Origin of the sequence: Microbacterium sp. (genome assembly GCF_035687345.1) — a bacterium.
Classification (GTDB): Bacteria; Actinomycetota; Actinomycetes; order Actinomycetales; family Microbacteriaceae; genus Microbacterium.
The window spans coordinates 1-17,594 of the sequence record NZ_DASRXZ010000004.1 but is presented as its reverse complement, the minus strand read 5'-3'; the positions used below and the strand labels follow the sequence as shown (position 1 = coordinate 17,594).

At 71.6% G+C, this 17,594-nt stretch carries 13 protein-coding genes and 1 pseudogene; 4 read left to right on the top strand and 10 right to left on the bottom strand.

Features of this window, described 5'->3' with window-relative positions; all coding sequences use genetic code 11:
• Positions 1 to 2: 2 nt before the first annotated feature.
• From katG to VFF97_RS00450, 3 genes are all read right to left on the bottom strand, one after another.
• Positions 3 to 2,282 (bottom strand): catalase/peroxidase HPI, encoded by a 2,280-nt coding sequence (gene katG / locus VFF97_RS00460; protein WP_325031524.1) that lies wholly within the window; start codon positions 2,280 to 2,282, stop codon positions 3 to 5.
• 46 nt (positions 2,283 to 2,328) lie between these two features.
• Positions 2,329 to 2,769 (bottom strand): Fur family transcriptional regulator, encoded by a 441-nt coding sequence (locus tag VFF97_RS00455; protein ID WP_325031523.1) that lies wholly within the window; start codon positions 2,767 to 2,769, stop codon positions 2,329 to 2,331.
• Between the two features lie 61 nt (positions 2,770 to 2,830).
• Positions 2,831 to 3,826, bottom strand: coding sequence for a stage II sporulation protein M (locus tag VFF97_RS00450; RefSeq protein WP_325031522.1), 996 nt, complete (start codon positions 3,824 to 3,826; stop codon positions 2,831 to 2,833).
• A gap of 18 nt (positions 3,827 to 3,844) precedes the next feature.
• On the opposite strand from VFF97_RS00450, the gene VFF97_RS00445 reads away from it, so the two are divergent.
• Positions 3,845 to 4,708 (top strand): RDD family protein, encoded by an 864-nt coding sequence (locus tag VFF97_RS00445; RefSeq protein ID WP_325031521.1) that lies wholly within the window; start codon positions 3,845 to 3,847, stop codon positions 4,706 to 4,708.
• 122 nt (positions 4,709 to 4,830) lie between these two features.
• Here the strand turns inward: VFF97_RS00445 and ahcY are convergent, their stop codons facing one another.
• The 7 genes from ahcY to manA form a co-directional block, all read right to left on the bottom strand.
• Complete coding sequence (gene ahcY / locus VFF97_RS00440) at positions 4,831 to 6,423, bottom strand: adenosylhomocysteinase (protein WP_325031520.1); 1,593 nt, start codon at positions 6,421 to 6,423, stop codon at positions 4,831 to 4,833.
• A gap of 43 nt (positions 6,424 to 6,466) precedes the next feature.
• Positions 6,467 to 6,673 carry a DUF3499 family protein gene (locus VFF97_RS00435; RefSeq protein ID WP_325031519.1) on the bottom strand — a complete coding sequence of 69 codons (207 nt, stop codon included), beginning with the start codon at positions 6,671 to 6,673 and terminating at the stop codon, positions 6,467 to 6,469.
• A 143-nt stretch (positions 6,674 to 6,816) separates the two neighbouring features.
• Positions 6,817 to 7,248 carry a metallopeptidase family protein gene (locus VFF97_RS00430; RefSeq protein ID WP_325031518.1) on the bottom strand — a complete coding sequence of 144 codons (432 nt, stop codon included), beginning with the start codon at positions 7,246 to 7,248 and terminating at the stop codon, positions 6,817 to 6,819.
• A 74-nt stretch (positions 7,249 to 7,322) separates the two neighbouring features.
• Positions 7,323 to 8,705: a DUF5719 family protein gene (locus VFF97_RS00425; protein WP_325031517.1), complete on the bottom strand. Its 1,383-nt coding sequence runs from the start codon at positions 8,703 to 8,705 to the stop codon at positions 7,323 to 7,325.
• Between the two features lie 66 nt (positions 8,706 to 8,771).
• Positions 8,772 to 11,834, bottom strand: a complete 3,063-nt coding sequence (locus VFF97_RS00420; RefSeq protein ID WP_325031516.1) for a glycosyltransferase — start codon at positions 11,832 to 11,834, stop codon at positions 8,772 to 8,774.
• Positions 11,835 to 12,001: 167 nt separating this feature from the next.
• The gene (locus VFF97_RS00415) at positions 12,002 to 12,331 is read right to left on the bottom strand and encodes a WhiB family transcriptional regulator (protein WP_325031547.1); all 330 of its coding nucleotides are present in this window, start codon (positions 12,329 to 12,331) and stop codon (positions 12,002 to 12,004) included.
• Between the two features lie 186 nt (positions 12,332 to 12,517).
• Positions 12,518 to 13,675: a mannose-6-phosphate isomerase, class I gene (gene manA / locus VFF97_RS00410; protein ID WP_325031515.1), complete on the bottom strand. Its 1,158-nt coding sequence runs from the start codon at positions 13,673 to 13,675 to the stop codon at positions 12,518 to 12,520.
• 47 nt (positions 13,676 to 13,722) lie between these two features.
• Here manA and VFF97_RS00405 point away from each other — a divergent pair, with 47 nt between their 5' ends.
• From VFF97_RS00405 to VFF97_RS00395, 3 genes and pseudogenes are all read left to right on the top strand, one after another.
• Positions 13,723 to 15,126 carry an O-antigen ligase family protein gene (locus tag VFF97_RS00405; RefSeq protein WP_325031514.1) on the top strand — a complete coding sequence of 468 codons (1,404 nt, stop codon included), beginning with the start codon at positions 13,723 to 13,725 and terminating at the stop codon, positions 15,124 to 15,126.
• The gene (locus VFF97_RS00400; RefSeq protein WP_325031513.1) at positions 15,123 to 16,448 is read left to right on the top strand and encodes an O-antigen ligase family protein; all 1,326 of its coding nucleotides are present in this window, start codon (positions 15,123 to 15,125) and stop codon (positions 16,446 to 16,448) included. Before VFF97_RS00405 ends, VFF97_RS00400 begins: the two co-directional genes overlap by 4 nt.
• Positions 16,449 to 16,532: 84 nt before the next feature.
• Positions 16,533 to 17,594 (top strand): annotated as a pseudogene (locus tag VFF97_RS00395) (glycosyltransferase); the annotation flags it as partial.

Sequence of the window (17,594 nt, the reverse complement as noted above, 5' to 3'; positions counted from 1 at the left end):
GATCACGCGTGCAGATCGAAGCGGTCGAGCTCCGTGACCTTGCCCCACGCCGCGGCGAAATCGCGCACGAACTTCTCACGGGCGTCGTCCGAGGCGTACACCTCGGCGAGCGCACGCAGCTCCGAGTTCGAGCCGAACACGAGGTCGACGCGCGTGCCGCGGCCGACGAGCTCGCCCGAGCCGTCCTTGCGGCCCTCGAACGCGTGCGAACCCGGGTCGAGCGGCTTCCAGGTCGTGCCGAGGTCGAGCAGGTTGACGAAGAAGTCGTTCGTCAGCACACCCGGGCGGTCGGTGAACACGCCGTACTCCGAGCCGTCCCAGTTCGCGCCGAGGACGCGCAGTCCGCCGACGAGCACGGTCATCTCGGGCGCCGTCAGCGTGAGCAGGTTGGCCTTGTCGATGAGGTGGTACTCGGCGGGCAGCTCGGCGAGCGGTCCCTGGTAGTTGCGGAAGCCGTCGGCGACGGGTTCGAGGTACTGGAACGACTCGACGTCGGTCTGCTCCTGCGACGCATCCGTGCGACCCGGGTGGAACTCCACCTCGACGTCGACGCCCGCGTCCTTCGCCGCCTTCTCGACGGCCGCATTGCCCGCGAGCACGATGAGGTCGGCGAGCGAGACCTTCTTGCCGTCGGTCTGCGCGGCGTTGAAGTCGCGCTGGATGCCGCCGAGCGTCGACAGCACCATCGCGAGCTGGGCGGGGTTGTTGACCTCCCAGTCCTTCTGCGGGGCGAGACGGATGCGGGCGCCGTTGACGCCGCCGCGCTTGTCGCTGCCGCGGAAGGTCGAGGCCGCCGCCCACGTGGCCGACACGAGCTGCGAGATCGTGAGGCCCGACTCGAGCACCTTCTGCTTGAGCGCCGCGGCGTCGGCCGCGTCGATGAGCGGGTGGTCGACCGGCGGGACGCGGTCCTGCCAGATGAGCTCCTCGCTGGGCACCTCGGAGCCGAGGTAGCGCTCGATCGGGCCCATGTCGCGGTGGGTCAGCTTGAACCATGCGCGCGCGAATGCGTCGGCGAACGCATCCGGGTCGTCCTTGAAGCGCCGCGAGATCTTGTCGTACTCCGGGTCGAACCGCAGTGCGAGGTCGGTCGTGAGCATGCGCGGCTCGCGCTTGCCCTCGGAGTGCGCGAGCGGCACCATGTCCTGGCCCATGCCGTTCTTCGGACGCCACTGGTGCGCACCGGCGGGGCTCTCCATGAGCTCCCACTCGTACGCGTAGAGGATGTGGAAGAACTCGTTGTCCCAGCGGGTGGGGTGGTACGTCCAGGTGACCTCGAGGCCCGACGTGATCGTGTCGTCGCCCTTGCCGGTGCCGTGGTTGTTCTTCCAGCCGAGACCCTGCATCTCGAGGCCCGCGGCCTCGGGGTTGTCCTCGAGGTTCGAGTCGGATGCCGCACCGTGCGTCTTGCCGAAGGTGTGGCCGCCCGCGATGAGCGCGACGGTCTCCTCGTCGTTCATCGCCATGCGGCCGAACGTCTCGCGGATGTCGCGCGCGGCGGCGATCGGGTCGGGGTTGCCGTTCGGGCCTTCGGGGTTGACGTAGATGAGGCCCATCTGCACAGCAGCCAGCGGCTTCTCGAGCTCACGGTCGCCCTTGTAGCGCTCGTCGCCGAGCCACGTGGTCTCGGGGCCCCAGTACACGTCGTCGTCCGGCTCCCACACGTCGGGGCGGCCACCGGCGAAGCCGAACGTCTTGAAGCCCATCGTCTCGAGCGCCACGTTGCCGGCGAGGATCATGAGATCGGCCCACGACAGCTTCTGGCCGTACTTCTTCTTGACCGGCCACAGGATGCGGCGGGCCTTGTCGAGGTTGACGTTGTCGGGCCAGCTGTTCAGCGGTGCGAAGCGCTGCTGGCCCGCGCCGCCGCCGCCGCGGCCGTCGGTCACGCGGTACGTGCCCGCGCTGTGCCACGCCATGCGGATGATGAGCGGCCCGTAGTGGCCGAAATCGGCGGGCCACCAGTCCTGCGACGTCGTGAGCGTCTCGGCGATGTCCTTCTTCACCTCGGCGAGGTCGAGGCTGAGGAAGGCCGCCTTGTAGTCGAACTCCTCGCCCAGCGGGTTACGCTCCGCCGGGTTCTTCGCGAGGATCTTGAGGTTCAGCTGGTTCGGCCACCACACGCGGTTCGCCGAGCCCGTGGTGGGGTGCGGCTGCTTGTGGATCACCGGGCACGTCTCGGCCTGCTCCGCGTAGGCCTCCTCGGTGTCGGTGACGGTGACGGACTGGTCGATGTCGGTCGGGTTCTCGCCGATGCCGCTGGTGTCATCGATCTGTGTCATGGATGTTCCTTCCTCGGGAGCGGGTGGACGGACAGGCGATCGCGGTTCAGGCGACCGCGTCGGTCGAGCACGCGGGGCACACGCCCCAGAATGTGACCTCGGCGACTTCGAGCGCGAAGCCGTGCGCATCGGACGGCTGCAGACAGGGCGCTTCGCCGTGCACGCAGTCGACGTCTTCGATCGCACCGCACGAGCGGCACACGATGTGGTGGTGGTTGTCGGCGACGCGCAGCTCGAAGAGCCCCGCGCGGCCTGCGGGCTCGATGCGGCGCACGAGGCCCGCGCCCACGAAGTCGTTGAGCGCGTTGTACACCGACTGCAGGCTCGTGCCCGGCACGGTCGGGACGACCTGCGCGAACACGTCTTCGGCGCTCGCGTGCGGGTGCTCGCGCAGTGCCTCGTAGACGGCGCGGCGGGACTCTGTGACGCGAAGCCCGGCGCCGCGGATCGCGGTCTCGGCTTCGGGGTGGGAGTCGGCGATCGTCACGCCTCCCACTCTACCGTTGTTTTGAACAATCCAAAAAAGCTGGACCCAGTCAGTGGGATCCTCAGCCCACCGTGAGCGTCGGCGTGCCCGTCTCGTACTCCGTGAGGTCGCCCGTCTCGCCCGCGCGGTACGCACGCCCGCCGACGAGGAGCATGTAGACGAGGAACAGCGCGAGCGCGCCCGCCCCGATGCCGATCTTGACCGCCCACGGCCACGGCTGGCCCGTCACGAAGCCCTCGATCGCACCCGACACGGCGAGCACGAACACGAGCCCGATCGCGACGGTCGCAAGCGACCGGCCGGCGGAGGCCAACGCCTCCCCGCGCCTGCGCGGACCCGGAGCGATCCACGCCCAGAAGATGTGCAGCCCCGCGGCGGCCGCGACGAAGACGGCCGTGAGCTCGAGCAGACCGTGCGGGAGGATGTACAGCACGAAGACGTCGGCACGGTCGAAAGCGATCATGACGGCTGCGGCGGTGCCCACGCCGACGGCGTTCTGAACGAGCACCATGATCGGCCACAGGCCCGTGATGCCGAACAGCACGCACTGCGCGGCGATCCACGCGTTGTTCGTCCACACCGTGCCCGCGAACACCGCCGCGGGGTTCTCGGTGTAGTAGTCGGTGAACTCGTTCTCGGCGTACTGCTCGAGCTGCGCCCGGTCGCCGAGGCTCGCGACGAGCGCCGGGTCAGACGACACCCACGCGGCCACGATCGTCGTGACGGCCACGAACCCGAGGGCGATCGCGAGCGTCGTCCACCGCACCCGGTACAGCGCTGCGGGAAGCTGCAGCACGAAGAACCGCGGGATCTGCCGCAGCACGTTCTCGGGAGCGCCCGTCAGCCGCAGGCGGGCGCGTGCCAGCATCGTCGACACGTGGTCGCCGTGCGCCGTGCGCCCCGCCGAGGTCTTGATGTCGGCGAGATCGGCGGATGCCGCGCGATAGCGCGTCACGAGCTCGTCGACCTCGGCGCCGGTGAGGTGCCGCGCGCGGCTCAGCTCGTCGAGCCGGGCCCACTCCTCGCGGCGGGCGGCGGCGAGGGCGTCGAGATCCATTTGCTGTTTACTGTACCCATGCCCGATCCCGCCCCCTCCCCCGGCCCGGGGGTCTCGGTGGTGCAGCTTCACCAGGACGAGATCCTCACCGGCGAGGCCGTCGCCCTCGACGTGCAGCCCCTCGGGTACTTCCTGCGCGCGCTGGGCACCCTGATCGACATCCTGGTGGGCGTCCTGGTGCTCATCCTCTTCGCGCTGGTGGCGTCGTGGCTCCTCGCGCAGGGCGTGATCGACCAGAACGTCGTGCCGATCCTCTCGATCGCTGTGCTCGTGCTCGTGATGGTCGTGATCCCGACCGTCGTCGAGACGACGACGCGCGGACGCAGCCTCGGCCGCCTCGCGGTGGGCGGGCGCATCGTGCGGGCCGACGGCGGGGCATCCGGATTCCGCCAGGCGTTCATCCGCGCCCTCGTCGGCGTCATCGAGCTGTGGCTCACGTTCGGCGCCGTCGCCGCGATCGTGGGGGCGTTCACTCCGCGATCGCAGCGGCTCGGCGACCTCGTCGCGGGCACCTACTCCGAGCGCACGCGCACGCCCCGCCTGCCCGAGCCGTCTCCGGGAGTGCCGCCGTCGCTCGCGGCGTGGGCCGCAACCGCCGATGTCGCGCGGCTTCCGGACACACTCGCGCGGCGCATCGCGCGCTTCGCGCAGAGCGCCGATCGGCTCGACGCGCCCGCCCGCATCCGGCTCGCCACGACCCTCGCACAGGAGACGCGCCCGTTCGTGTCACCGGTGCCCGCGGCCGATCCCGAGACGTTCCTGCGCGGTGTCGCCGCGGTGCGGCGCGAGCGGGAGCTGCGCGCGCTGACCCTCGAGGCGCTGCGAGTCGACACCCTCACCGCGGCGAGCCCGGCGGCACCGCGCGGGTTCCCTTCGCGGTAGCGCTTCGTCTCGGTCGCTCCGCTCCCTCGCTCAGCGCCCGGCGCACCCTGCGTCCGGTCGCTGAGCGATCGCAGGAATGACACCCGGTCGCTGAGCGAGCGCAGCGAGACGAAGCGCCCGCGTCAGTACCGGTAGTGGTCGAGCTTGTACGGCCCCTCGACCGGCACGCCGAGGTACGCCGCCTGCTCGGGCGTGAGCTCGGTCAGCTTCGCACCGAGCGCGGGCAGGTGCAGACGCGCGACCTTCTCATCGAGCGTCTTCGGGAGCGTGTAGACACCCGTCGGGTACTGCGCCCGCCGCGTGAACAGCTCGATCTGCGCGAGGACCTGGTTCGCGAACGACGCGCTCATGACGAAAGACGGATGCCCCGTGGCGTTGCCCAGGTTGAGCAGGCGCCCCTCGCTCAGCACGAGCACACTGCGCCCGTTCGGCAGCCGCCACTCGTGCACCTGCGGCTTGATCTCGACCTTCTCGACGCCGGGGAGCGCCTCGAGGCCGGCCATGTCGATCTCGTCGTCGAAGTGCCCGACGTTGCCGACGATCGCGAGGTGCTTGAGCCCGAGGAGGTGCTCGACGGTCACGACGCGCGTGTTGCCCGTGCCCGTGATGACGATGTCGACCTCGCCGATCACGTCGTCCAGGCGCGCGACCTGATAGCCGTCCATCGCGGCCTGCAGCGCGCAGATCGGGTCGATCTCGCCCACGATGACGCGCGCGCCCTGGCCGCGCAGCGCCTCGGCGGCGCCCTTGCCCACGTCGCCGTAGCCTGCCACGAACGCGACCTTGCCGCCGATGAGGACGTCGGTCGCGCGGTTGATGCCGTCGGGCAGCGAGTGGCGGATGCCGTAGATGTTGTCGAACTTCGACTTGGTCACAGAGTCGTTGACGTTGATCGCGGGGAACAGCAGCTCCCCCTTCGCGGAGAGCTCGTACAGGCGGTGCACACCGGTCGTGGTCTCCTCGGTGACGCCGATGAGCTGCTTCGCGATGCGCGTGAAGCGCTGCGGATCGCGCGCGAGGCTCGCGCGCAGCGTGTCGAGGATGACGCGGTACTCGGCCGACACTTCGCCGCTTGCTGAGCCCGTCCCGGTCCCTGAGCCCGTCCCGGTCCCTGAGCCCGTCGCGGTCCCTGAGCCCGTCGCGGTCCCTGAGCCCGTCGAAGGGTCCGGCACCGCCCCAGCCTTCTCGAACTCGACTCCCTTGTGCACGAGCAGAGTCGCGTCGCCGCCGTCGTCGAGGATCAGGTTCGGCCCATCGAATCCCTCGGCCGACCAGTCGAAGATGCGGTCGGCGAGGCGCCAGTACTCCTCGAGAGTCTCGCCCTTCCATGCGAACACGGGGACGCCCGCGGGGGCCTCCACGGTTCCGTTCGGGCCGACGACGACGGCGGCCGCGGCCTCGTCCTGCGTCGAGAAGATGTTGCAGCTCGCCCAGCGCACCTGCGCGCCGAGCGCGACGAGGGTCTCGATGAGCACGGCGGTCTGCACCGTCATGTGCAGCGAGCCGGCGATGCGCGCCCCCTTGAGAGGCTGCGTCGGACCGAACTCCTCACGCAGGGCCATGAGCCCCGGCATCTCGTTCTCGGCGAGGCGGATCTGGTGGCGGCCTGCCTCGGCGAGCGACAGGTCGGCGACCTCGTAGTCGAGGCGACGGGCGGATGCCGCGGCGGCAGCGTCGGTCGAGGCGGCGGAGCGAGGCGAGACGTCGATCGGCATCCGGCCATTCTCCCACGCCCTGCCGGGCGTCGCCTGGACGGCTTCAGACCTGCAGCGTCTCGTGCCGCACGACGACCCAGCCCTTCGGCACGGAGAGCCGCTCGGTGTGGATCGCGCACAGGTCGTGCGCGTGCGGATCGAGCTTGCCGGCCAGGGGGCCGATCGCGGCCATCTGGTCGCCGTAGTCGTGCGTGAGGGTCGACACCGCCTCGCGGGCGCACCCGACCTTGGAGCAGAGTCTGTCGCGCATCGCCGCCACGCTACCGGCGACACGGATGCACCGGGAGGGGGCGCGCCGGACGACCGGTCGTTGCGCGCCGCGCGACCCGGCCGCTGAGCGAGCGAAGCGAGACGAAGCGCGGCACGCGCCTTCGCCGGAGGCTCCGGCTCGCGTCAGAAGTACCGGAACCTCTCCGGCCCGAGGTCCCACGGGTCGCGGTCGAGGTACTCGGCGGCGGCACGGAACACACAGCTCTCCACCATCATGCGGCGATGCAGGTCGTCGTTGCGGTGCAGGTGGCTCAGCCGCTCGATGGGGAGGCGGTAGAGGATGATGCGCTTCTCGTCCGCGAGCACCTTCCAGCGCGGGATGCCCTCGGCGTCGGCCGCGGGCGGCATGTCGGCGACCTCGAATCGCACATCGCGCAGCTCCGGCCACGCCGAGCGCAGGAACTCCGCGGCGGTCGCGACCGCGAGATCGAACCGGTCGATGCGCGTGTCGAGCGGGGGCAGCGGCGGTCGCACCACGGGGCTGCGGCCTTCGCGCCCGTGACGGCCGTGCCGCGCGGGCCGCCGCACGGCGCTCCGGGTTCTGCGCCACGCCATGCGCCCCATCCTAGGCGGGACGCACACGGCGGGCGCCGGCCCAGCGAAGCCGCGTACGGCTGCCGCGAGTGGACTCAGGGATAGACGACGACGGCTTCGGATCCCGTGTCGGCGGGCCACACCGGGAAGCCCGCGAGCGCGCCGTCGCCCGTGAGCGAGAGGCTCGCGTGCAGCGGGGCCGTCGTCTCCAGGGTCACGAGACCCTGCGTGGCGACACGAACGACCGTGGAGCCGAGCGGCGGAACAGCGGTCTGCGAGGACTGCGTGCCGTCGCTCACACTCACGAGCGCCTCCGCGTCGCCGCGGTTCACAAGTGTCAGCGTGCGCGGCGGCCCGGGCGGGACGGCGAGCATCGTGGTGCCCTCGAACTCGGGCGCGGGCGTGTACCACGCGAAGTCGGCGCCGGGCGAGAAGCCCGTCGTCTGCCATACGGCGGCGAGGATCGGGACATCCGCGGTCACCTCGACCGTGTAGTCGCCCGGCTCGAGCCCGCCGAGGTCGACCTCGAGCGGCAGCCCCGCCGAGAGCTCGAGCGGCTGCGGCTCGCGCGCCGGTGCGCCGTTTCGCGCGTTGACGACGGTGAGGGTCGCTGTGCCGGCGGCCGTGGGCGACAGCACGCGCGCGATGGTCGCGACCTGGCCCTCGCCCGCCGCGCCCGCCATGACCGGGACTCCGGCGATCACCTGGACGGTATCGGGGCCCGCGACCGCGTCGACCTGATCGACTCCCCCTGTCGCCAGGGTGCGCGTGATGCTCGTCTGCAGAGACGCCGTCACGGGAGCGCCCCTCGCGCTGACTCGAACGATCGGGCTGGCCTCGCCGCGCGCGATGCCCGACAGCGGGACGACATGCTGCTGGCCGGAGGGGATGACGATCGCGGCGCCGCCGGGAGGCACGACGGGGCCGGTGGCCCCGAACACCGTCAGTTCCACCGTCGCCGCGACGCGCCCCGGGTTGGAGATCACGACGATGTCGGCCGCACCCGTCTCGCCCGAGCCTCCGACAAGCCACGACTCGATGAGCGGCGGACGACAGGCCGAAGCGGCATAGCCGCGCAGGAAGGGCGCGTCGGCCGTCGCTGCTCCGGACGCGGCCACCATGAAGCGCCGCGAACCGTCGGGCTCCTTGCTGTACGCCAGCGGCGCACCCGGGCCGCCGAGCACGAACTCGGCCATCGCCCCGTCCTCGGCCCCGGCGACAACCGACTGCGACGCGGCGACCACCACCTGATCGGGGTCTTCGACGATCTGCCCGAGGGCGAGGATGTCGCCCGAGCACACGAGCATCGACGCCGACGGCACGGGCACGGCGGTCAGTTCGACCGGGCGACGCTCGTAAGTCGGCCACGGAACGCCGACGGCGGTCACCACGGCGACGACGAACCCCACGGCGACGACCGTGCCCGCGATGACGCGTGCGCCCGAGGTGGCCCAGCGGAAGATCCGCCTATCGCTCATTCGATCGCCCCCTTCGGGCGATCGGTGCGCTGCGCGCACCGGACTCGTAGCGCGTACCACTCATGCTCATCGCCCCTCCTGCCAGTGCGGGCCGACGACGCGCGAAGTGTGACGCGCGGCGCGCCGCGACGCCGCGGTCGGGATCGCGAGCAGCACCGCGATGCCGAGGACGACGAGCTGCACCGCCGCGATGAGGCCCACGAAAGTCGTCGCGGACGCGGGGGCCGCCGGTCGGGGCGCGACGTCGCCCGTCACGCGCCACAGAGAGCCCTTCGCGGTCTCGCCGACGGCGACGAGACCGTCGCGCTGGTCGAGCGACGTCGCGGCGCCGAGACGCAGGGCGCGCGCGGCATCCGACTCGGGCGGATCGCTCGGCGCGAGCAGCACGAAGCCGATGCCGTCCTCGGCGAGCCGCGCCACGACGTCGGTCGCGGCGGGCGTCACGAGGTCTGCCGTGAGCTCGGCGAGGTCGCGGTCCGCATCCGTCGCGCGGGGACGGGTCGAGACGATCGTCGCCTGTCCGCCGAGGGTCTCGCTCGCGCCCCACACGACGCGGGCGGCGACGCCGCCTTCGTTCTGGGGGCGCAGCACGATCGTGCCGACATCCGGGTTCTCACGTCCTTCCGCCGCGACGAACGCCGGCAGCGTGCTCTGATCGCCCGGGCCGATGAGGGCGGTTCCGCGCGTGAGCGCCGTGAGACTCGGTACCGCGAGCACGGCGATCGCGACCATGACCAGGAGCGCGAGTCCCGAGCGGGCGGCCGCGAGGCGCCGCGCGAGCACGGGCGATGCGACGTGCCCGACGCCGGGCTCGCGGCCGGATCCGATGGCGGCGTCGAGCGTGACGAGAGCACCGCCGAGCGCGCCCAGCCACGCGAGGCTCAGGCCGGTGCCGGGCCAGAGCGGGACCGACTCTGACTGCGTGAACGCGACCGAGATGCCGACCGCGGCGAACGCCGTCGCGAGCCCGAGCGCGCCGACGACCAGCAGCACCGCGCCCGCAGCCCACCGCTGCGTGAGCGGCGCGATGAGGGCGAGCACCGCGACGGGCGCCGCCAGCAGCGGGACCCACCACAGGTCGGCGCCGGGGAGCATCGTCGCCCATCCGGCGAGGTCGCCGGTCGGCAGGCCCGCCGCGAGCGACGCGCGGCCCGAGGCATCCGCCGCGACCTGAGGCCCTGCCCACACCGCGCCGGGGTCGGAGAGCAGGCCGAGGGCCGAGCCGTTGCGCAACTGGTACCAGACGAGCGGCGCGGCGAAGACGACCGCCGGGACGACGAGCCACACGAGCCGGCCCACGCCACGGCCGCCGCGCAGGATGATGTCGAGCGCGAGTGCGCCGACCCAGATGACGACGAACGCGGGCGCCAGTGCGGGCGCGCACGCGACGCACAGCGCGAGGAGGATCGAAGCCGCTCCCGCCGGCACCCACGCGCGGTGCGCGACCGACCCCGCATAGAACAGCCACGGCAGCAGCAGGTGCAACAGCACGGCGGACGGCCTGCCCTGGATGAGCGCGGCGAGGAACGTCGGCGCGAGCGCCCACACCACACCGCCCGTGAACCGCAGCACGGGGCGATCGCTCACGCGCGTCGCGGCGAACCACCCTCCAAGCGCCGCGAGCGGGATCGCGAGCACCCACAGCACCACGAGCGCGCGAGACGGCGCGATCGGCCACAGCGACCCGATCACGGCGACGAGCGCGGCGAACGGGTCGGCGGGCCCGACGGTGTCGAGGCCGATCGCGCGGGAGCCGTAGGCGGTGTCGGCCCAGAGCTGTCCGAGAACCGGATGCAGCGGCAGCATGCCCCCGCCGCCGAGGACGGGCCACGCGAGGAGTGCGGGGAAGGCCGCGATCGACACGACGAGCGCGCCGAGCACGAGCCACGCGCCGCCGCCGGTGAAGAAGCGCAGTTCGCCGCGTGCGGGCGCCGTCGTCGGCGCATCCGGTTCCTCTTCGAGCCGCTCGCGCAGCTCGACCTGCGAGATGCGCAGCGGTGCGAGCTGCGACCACGGCACCTTGCGGGTCTCGCGGATGCGGCGGCGCGAGCGCGCGATCGCGCGAAGGCGCACGAGCGCGACGACCGCCGCGCCCCACTCCGGCGCCACGAGTCCCGGCTGCTTCGCGGCCAGGCGCCGGATCGTGCGCCACAGCGCGAGCGGGAGGATCGCGAGCCACTGGAACGGCAGCGCGGCCGGAGGCGCGTACGCGAGGCGGCGGTGCAGCTGCGCCGTGCGCGTCGCATACGCGATGTGGCGCCGCCGGACCGCGTCGACCGGGGTCGGGAGGCCGGCGACACCGTCGCCCGCGACGGCGATGAGCGCCTGCGACGCGAACGTCACGCGGTGGCCGGCGAGTCGCGCGCGCACGCCGAGGTCGAGTCCCTCGTCGGCGCCGGCGAGCGCCCGGTCGAGACCGCCGAGCTCGCGCCACACGTCGCCGCGCACGAGGATCCCGCGCACATCGGAGCCGAGGACGTCCTCCACGATGTCGTGCTGCCCCTGGTCGAGTTCGCCGTCGGCGAGGCCGACCGTGCGACCGTAGCGGGTCATCGTCACACCGAGCGACACGAGCTCGCCGCGGTCATCCCAGCGAACGAGCTTGGGCGCCGCGAATGCCGCCGTCGGCGCGACCTCGAGCGCACCGGCGAGCCGCTCGAGCGCGGCTGGCTCCGGCGCCGTGTCCTGCGCGAGCAGCCACACCGCGTCGCCCCCGCGGCGGGCGGGCGGCTCGGCGGGCGCGGTCGGGGCGGCGGCTGCATCGCGGGACGCCTCGTCGCCGAGCCACGCGACCGCGTCGACGGTGCCGGACGCCACGGCCGACGTCTCGGTCGCCGGCAGGATCTGCACGGTGCGGGTGGCGAGCTCGACGGCATCCGCGAAGGAGGTGCCCGCAGGGGCGCGCAGGATCGCGGGCCTCCCGTCCGATCCGGTCTCGACCTCCGAGCCGGCGGCCGCGACGCCGACGGCCTCGAGCGTCCGGGGATCGTCGCCGCACAGCACGACGGTCACGTCATCGGGCAGCCGCGTCTGACGGTCGAGCGCCGCGAGCGTGCGTCGTGCGTGGAACGGGGCCGCCGGGTGACCGTCGGCGCGCACGACGAGTATGGCGTGGACTCTGGCGGGCATGACGTCGTCAGCCTAGGCGGACGATCCGGCCACACCCGGCGCCACGCGCCGGTAGACCCCGGATCGTGACGGGGAGTCGGGCGAGGCCGCGAATCTGCTCGTATACGTGCGATTCGCGAGACCTCCCGGGCGCCGCACCCCCGCGCGGCACCTGCCCGTGACCCTCTTCAGCCGGCGCGGCGCTTGAGCTTGCGCCGCTCGCGCTCGCTCAGCCCGCCCCAGATCCCGAAGCGCTCGTCGTTCTGCAGCGCGTACTCGAGGCACTCCGAACGCACCTCGCATGACGCACAGATGCGCTTGGCGTCACGAGTCGACCCGCCCTTCTCAGGAAAGAAGGCCTCCGGATCGGTCTGCGCGCACAGCGCATCGGTCTGCCAGGCCAGAGGATTGTCTTCATCGCCCTCAACGGGCCGACGCACCCCCGGAACACCGAGCTGGACCGGATCGACGAACCAATTGTCGGGAACGCCTGAACGGTACTGCGAAGCCCCCGTCATCTCGTTCTCCACCCTGTATTTCCCCCCACACACGCTGTTGCGTGATGGTTGTAATTACACCGGTGTAGTTCGCGGCGGTCAAGTCGGCAATCGTAAAGCCTCAACCGCCGGATGAACCTTAGGGACGCGCCGATGGCGTGTCACGATTCTGATACGGAGTCCATCTACCGCCCGTCGAAGGGCGCGTCACTCCCCCGGCTCGGCGATGAAGACCTCGCCCGAGCCCGACAGCACCAGCCGATCGACACCCGCCGCGAGCGCCGCGCGGCCGGGCCCGAGGACCACGCTCTCCCCCGTCTCCGGGTCGGCGACGGTGACGGGTCCGGCCACCGCGAGCGCGATCGCGGTGCCGCGCAGCGCGACCGAGGCATCCGCCCCATCGGCGACGCGGGCCCGCACGAGCGCGAAATCGGGCACACCGGGGGCGTAGAGGTCGACACCGGATGCCACCGTGCGCGGCTCGAGCACAGGCGGGGGTCCCGGCGTCGGGTCGAGGACCTCGAGGAGTCCCGGGACGTCGATGTGCTTGGGCGTGAGGCCGCCGCGCAGGACGTTGTCGCTCGCCGCCATGATCTCGACCCCGAGGCCCTCGACGTAGGCGTGGAGGACGCCCGCGTCGACGAACAGCGCCTCCCCGCGCCGCAGGGTGACGAGGTTCATGAGGAGGGCGACCACGAGTCCGGGGTCGCCCGGGAACTCCGCGCCGAAGCGACGGATGAACCCGAACTCCTGCGCGAACTCGTGAGAATCGGCGACGGATGCCGCGCCCACCACCGCCCCGACCTCCGCGCTCGCCTCGCCCGAGAGGAGCCACGCGATCGTGTCGCGGACGGCGGAGGCATCCGTTTCGCCCTCCAGCCGCTGAGAGATCGCGCGACCCGCCTCGCCCAGCTCGGCGAGGAGTCTGCGGGTCGCTGCGAGGTCGCGAACACCCGCGAGCGCGGTGAACGTGTCGCTCACCGCGACGATGAGCTCCGGCTTGTGATTGTCGTCGCGGAAGACGCGGTGCGGGGCGTCGACGGGGACGCCCGCCGCCTCCTCGCGTTCGAACCCGGCGCGCGCCTGCTCCTTCGACGGGTGCGACTGGATCGACAGCGGCGAAGCGGCCGCGAGGAGCTTGAGGAGGTACGGCAGGCGATCGGGGGCTCCGGATGCCGCGCCCTCTTCACGCAGCCACCGATCGAGCGTGCGACCGTCGGGGGTCTTCGCAGGGCTGCCGGGATGATCCCCGAACCACACCTCGGCCTCGCGCGCACCGGAGGGCTCGCGCCCCTCCAGCTCGGCGATGAGCGTCGTCGACCCCCACGCATAGTCGCGCGGCACGTTCGAGAGCGGGAGCAGCACGCCCCCAGCCTAGATCGGGGCGTTCCGCGCGGTAGCCTGAGTGCGCGATGGCCATCCACACGAAGCATCCGGCGTCGGCCCCGCCGGTTGCGCCGCCGCGGGAGAAGACGAGGCACCACCTGCTGCGGGGCTGGTGCATCCTGGTGCTGTTCATGGCCCTCTCGGGCGTCGCGTGGGTCAACGCCTTCGGCACCGAGGCGACCGCAGCCCTCACCATCGTGGCGGCCGGCGTGTCGCTCATCGTCTGGGTGCTCGTGCGACCGGCGTATCAGTGGCGTCGCCTCCCCTGGTACGCGACCGGCTACGTGCTGTGGGCGGCGCTGTCGATCGCGTGGTCGGCATGGCCCGCGGTATCCGCGATCACGTGGCTCCTGCTCGCGATCACGACGTTCCAGGCCCTGTTCGTCGGCGCGATGCTCACATGGAAGGAGCTCGTGCGCGCGATCGCATCCGCCCTCAAGTGGGTCGTCTCGCTCTCGCTGCTGTTCGAGCTGTGGGTGTCGATCTTCATCGGCGGTCCGATCCTGCCGCGCTTCGTCATCCCGTCCGAGCCCGCCGACGACCCGATCGTCTACTGGTCGCGCGACAACCTCTTCGACGGCGGACGCATCCAGGGCATCATGGGCAACGCCAACCTGCTCGGCCCGGTCGCGCTGCTGGCGATCATCGTCTTCGCGATCCGGCTGGCGTCCGGCGCACCCCGCAAGGTCATGCTGTGGATCTGGATCGGGATCTCGGCGTACCTGTTCGTGCGCGCGTCGTCCGCGACCGCCTACGTGGCCGCGGGGGCCGTCGTGCTCGTGCTCGCAACCGTGCTGCTCATGCGCACGGCCAAGCGCCCGGGCGAACGGACGAAGTACTACATCGCCTACGCCGCGATCGGGCTCGGCAGCGCGCTCGCGCTGTGGCTGCTGCGCGACCGCATCTTCGAAGCCCTCGGGCGCAGCTCCGACCTCACGGGGCGCGAGGCAATCTGGCAGGCGGTCCTCGAACGCGCGGCGGAGCGCCCGATCGCGGGATGGGGCTTCGCGACGCCCTGGATCCCCTCCGAGCCGGCGTTCGACGGCTGGATCATCGACCACGGGCAGACCGTGATGCAGGCGCACAACATGTGGCTCGACGTGTACCTGCAGCTCGGCATCGTCGGCGTGGTGCTCATCGCGATCACGTTCTTCGCCTTCATCTGGCGCTCGTGGTTCTTCGCCGTCGACCGGCCGCGGTGGGACCTGCGTGCCGACCGGCCGTACTCGCCGCTGTCGCTGCTGCCCACGCTCGTCGGCGCCATCCTGCTGGTGCAGGGGCTCGCCGAGTCCACGCCCCTCCTGCTGTGGGGATGGCTGTTCCTCGTGATGCTCGGCGCCAAGATCAAGCAGGCACCCCACATCGGCGTCGGGCCGGCGGAGCAGTCGCTCGCGATCGAGCGGGGCGAGCCGACCAAGCGGGTGCCGTGAGCGACGCGCCGCGCCGGAGAGCCCCCACGTGGCTCGGCGCGCTCCTGGCATCCGCCGAATTCGCCCGCGCCTACACGTTCGCTGTGCTCGGGGCGGTCTTCGCCGCCTTCGCGATCGAGCGCGTCGCGGGCCGCGTGACGTATGCGACGATCGTCGCCGCGCTGTGCGTCATCGGAGTCGGCGTGCTCATCAGTCGCCGGCGCGAGATCTCGTTTCTGCGCCTCGTACCCACGACCCTCCTCGTCCTGCTCGCGTGGATGCTCGCGAGCGCGTTCTGGAGCTCCGACCCGACGATGTCGTTCTGGAGCTGGGTCTACACGCTCGCCGTCGCGTTCCTCGCGGTCGTGATCGGGCACATCCGCGACACGCTGCAGACGGCGCGCGCCCTCGGCGACGTGCTGCGGATGCTGCTGTCGGTCTCGCTCGGCATCGAGGTGCTCTCCGGCATCCTCATCGACACGCCCCTCGAGTTCCTCGGGGTGCAGGGGAACATCGCGTCGTTCGGCCCCATCCAGGGCATCTTCGGCACCCGCAACGCGCTGGGCTTCGTCGCGGTGATCGCGCTCATCACGTTCCTCATCGAATACCGCACGCAGTCCGTGCGGCCCGGCCTGTCGCTGTACTCCGTCGTCCTGGCAGGCGTCCTCGCCGCGCTGAGCGACTCCCCCACGGTCGTCGTGCTCGCGGCCGCGGTGGGCCTCGCGACCGGCGTGCTCGCCCTCGTGCGGCACACGCGGCCGGAGCGCCGCTCCGCGCTGCAATGGACGATCGGGATCGTCGTGGTCCTCGGGCTCGCGATCGCGTATCTCGCGCGAGGTCCGATCATCTCCCTCCTCGGCGCGCGCACCGACCTCGCGATGCGCACCGAGCTGTGGGTCGACATCATCGGCTACGTGCGGTTCCGTCCCGTGCAGGGGTGGGGCTGGTTCGGGCCGTGGGTGCAGACGGAGTTCCCCTTCAACGGCCTCAACTACTGGCTGCAGCAGAACCACGCGAGCGCGCTCAACGCGTACTTCGACGTGCTCCTGCAGCTCGGGTGGGTCGGGCTCGTGCTGTTCGCGGGGCTCGCCGGCGCGGCCCTCGTGCGCTCGTGGCTCGACGCGAGCGAGCGGCGGGCGGTCGTGTACGCGTGGACGCCGCTCATCCTCGTCGCCCTGCTCGTCGACTCGATCTTCGAGAGCTTCACGCTCTTCGGCCTCGGGTGGCTCATGCTCGTGCTGTGCGCCGTGCGCGCGGGGCAGTCCCGCTCGTGGCGCGAGCGGTTCCGAGAGGGCCCGGTCGACGACGTCGCCGAGGGCGCGGGGCTGCCGCACGAGGTGTGAGCACGCAGGGAACCCACGATCGCGCAGGGTAGGATCGTCACTCGGCTCGACGACTCGCGCCCGCCGCCAACCTCGGAGACTTTGGTGCCTCACGTCCTGCAGAACGTCGTCTTCCCCCTCGACCGCGACCCCGACCTCCTCCCCCTCTATGTCGACCCCGAAACGTGGTCCGTCATCGACGAGGAGCCCGTCCGCGTCTCGAACCGCGCGCAGCTCGGGCACATCCTCGACCGGCACCGCGCACGCATCGTCGCCGGTCGCCGCGTGTCGTTCGGCACGTACTTCAACGCCTTCCCCGCGTCGTACTGGCAGCACTGGACGCCGGTCCGCGACGTGAGGCTGACCGTCCGCACGAGCGGCCCCGCCACGATCCTGGTGTACCGCTCGAACGGCTCGGGCGTGCGTCAGCGACTCGAGACCCGCGAGGTCGACGGCGAGGCGACCTCGACGTTCGACCTCGTGCTCGACCAGTACAGCGACGGCGGCTGGATCTGGTTCGACATCGTCGCCGACGACAGCACCGCGATCTTCAACGGCGCCGAGTGGACGACCGAGACCGCGCCGACGCGCGAAGGCAAGGCGTCGATCGGGATCACGACCTACAACAAGCCCGACTACTGCATCTGGACGCTCAAGAACCTCGCCGACTCGCCCGAGGTGCTCGAGCTGCTCGATCGCATCTTCGTCATCGACCAGGGCGACCGGCGCGTCGACGCCGAGTCGATGTTCCCCGACGTCTCGGCCGCTCTCGGTGAGACCCTGCAGATCGTGACGCAGCCGAACCTCGGCGGCTCGGGCGGCTTCGCACGCGCCATGGCCGAGACGCTCAAGCGTCCGGAGAGCGAATTCGTCCAACTGCTCGACGACGACGTGCGCATCGAGCCCGAGTCGGTGCGGCGCTCGATCGTCTTCGGGCGCTTCGCGACCGTCCCCACGATCGTCGGCGCGCACATGTTCGACCTCCTCGACCGCCCCAAGCTGCACGCGTGGGCGGAGGTCGTCGATGACGTGCCCTTCATGTGGCGCACCCTCTATCAGGAGAAGATGCCGCACGACTTCAGCGCGGCGAACCTGCGCCAGTCGCCCATGCTCCACATGCGGCTCGACGCCGACTACAACGGCTGGTGGATGTGCCTCATCCCGGTC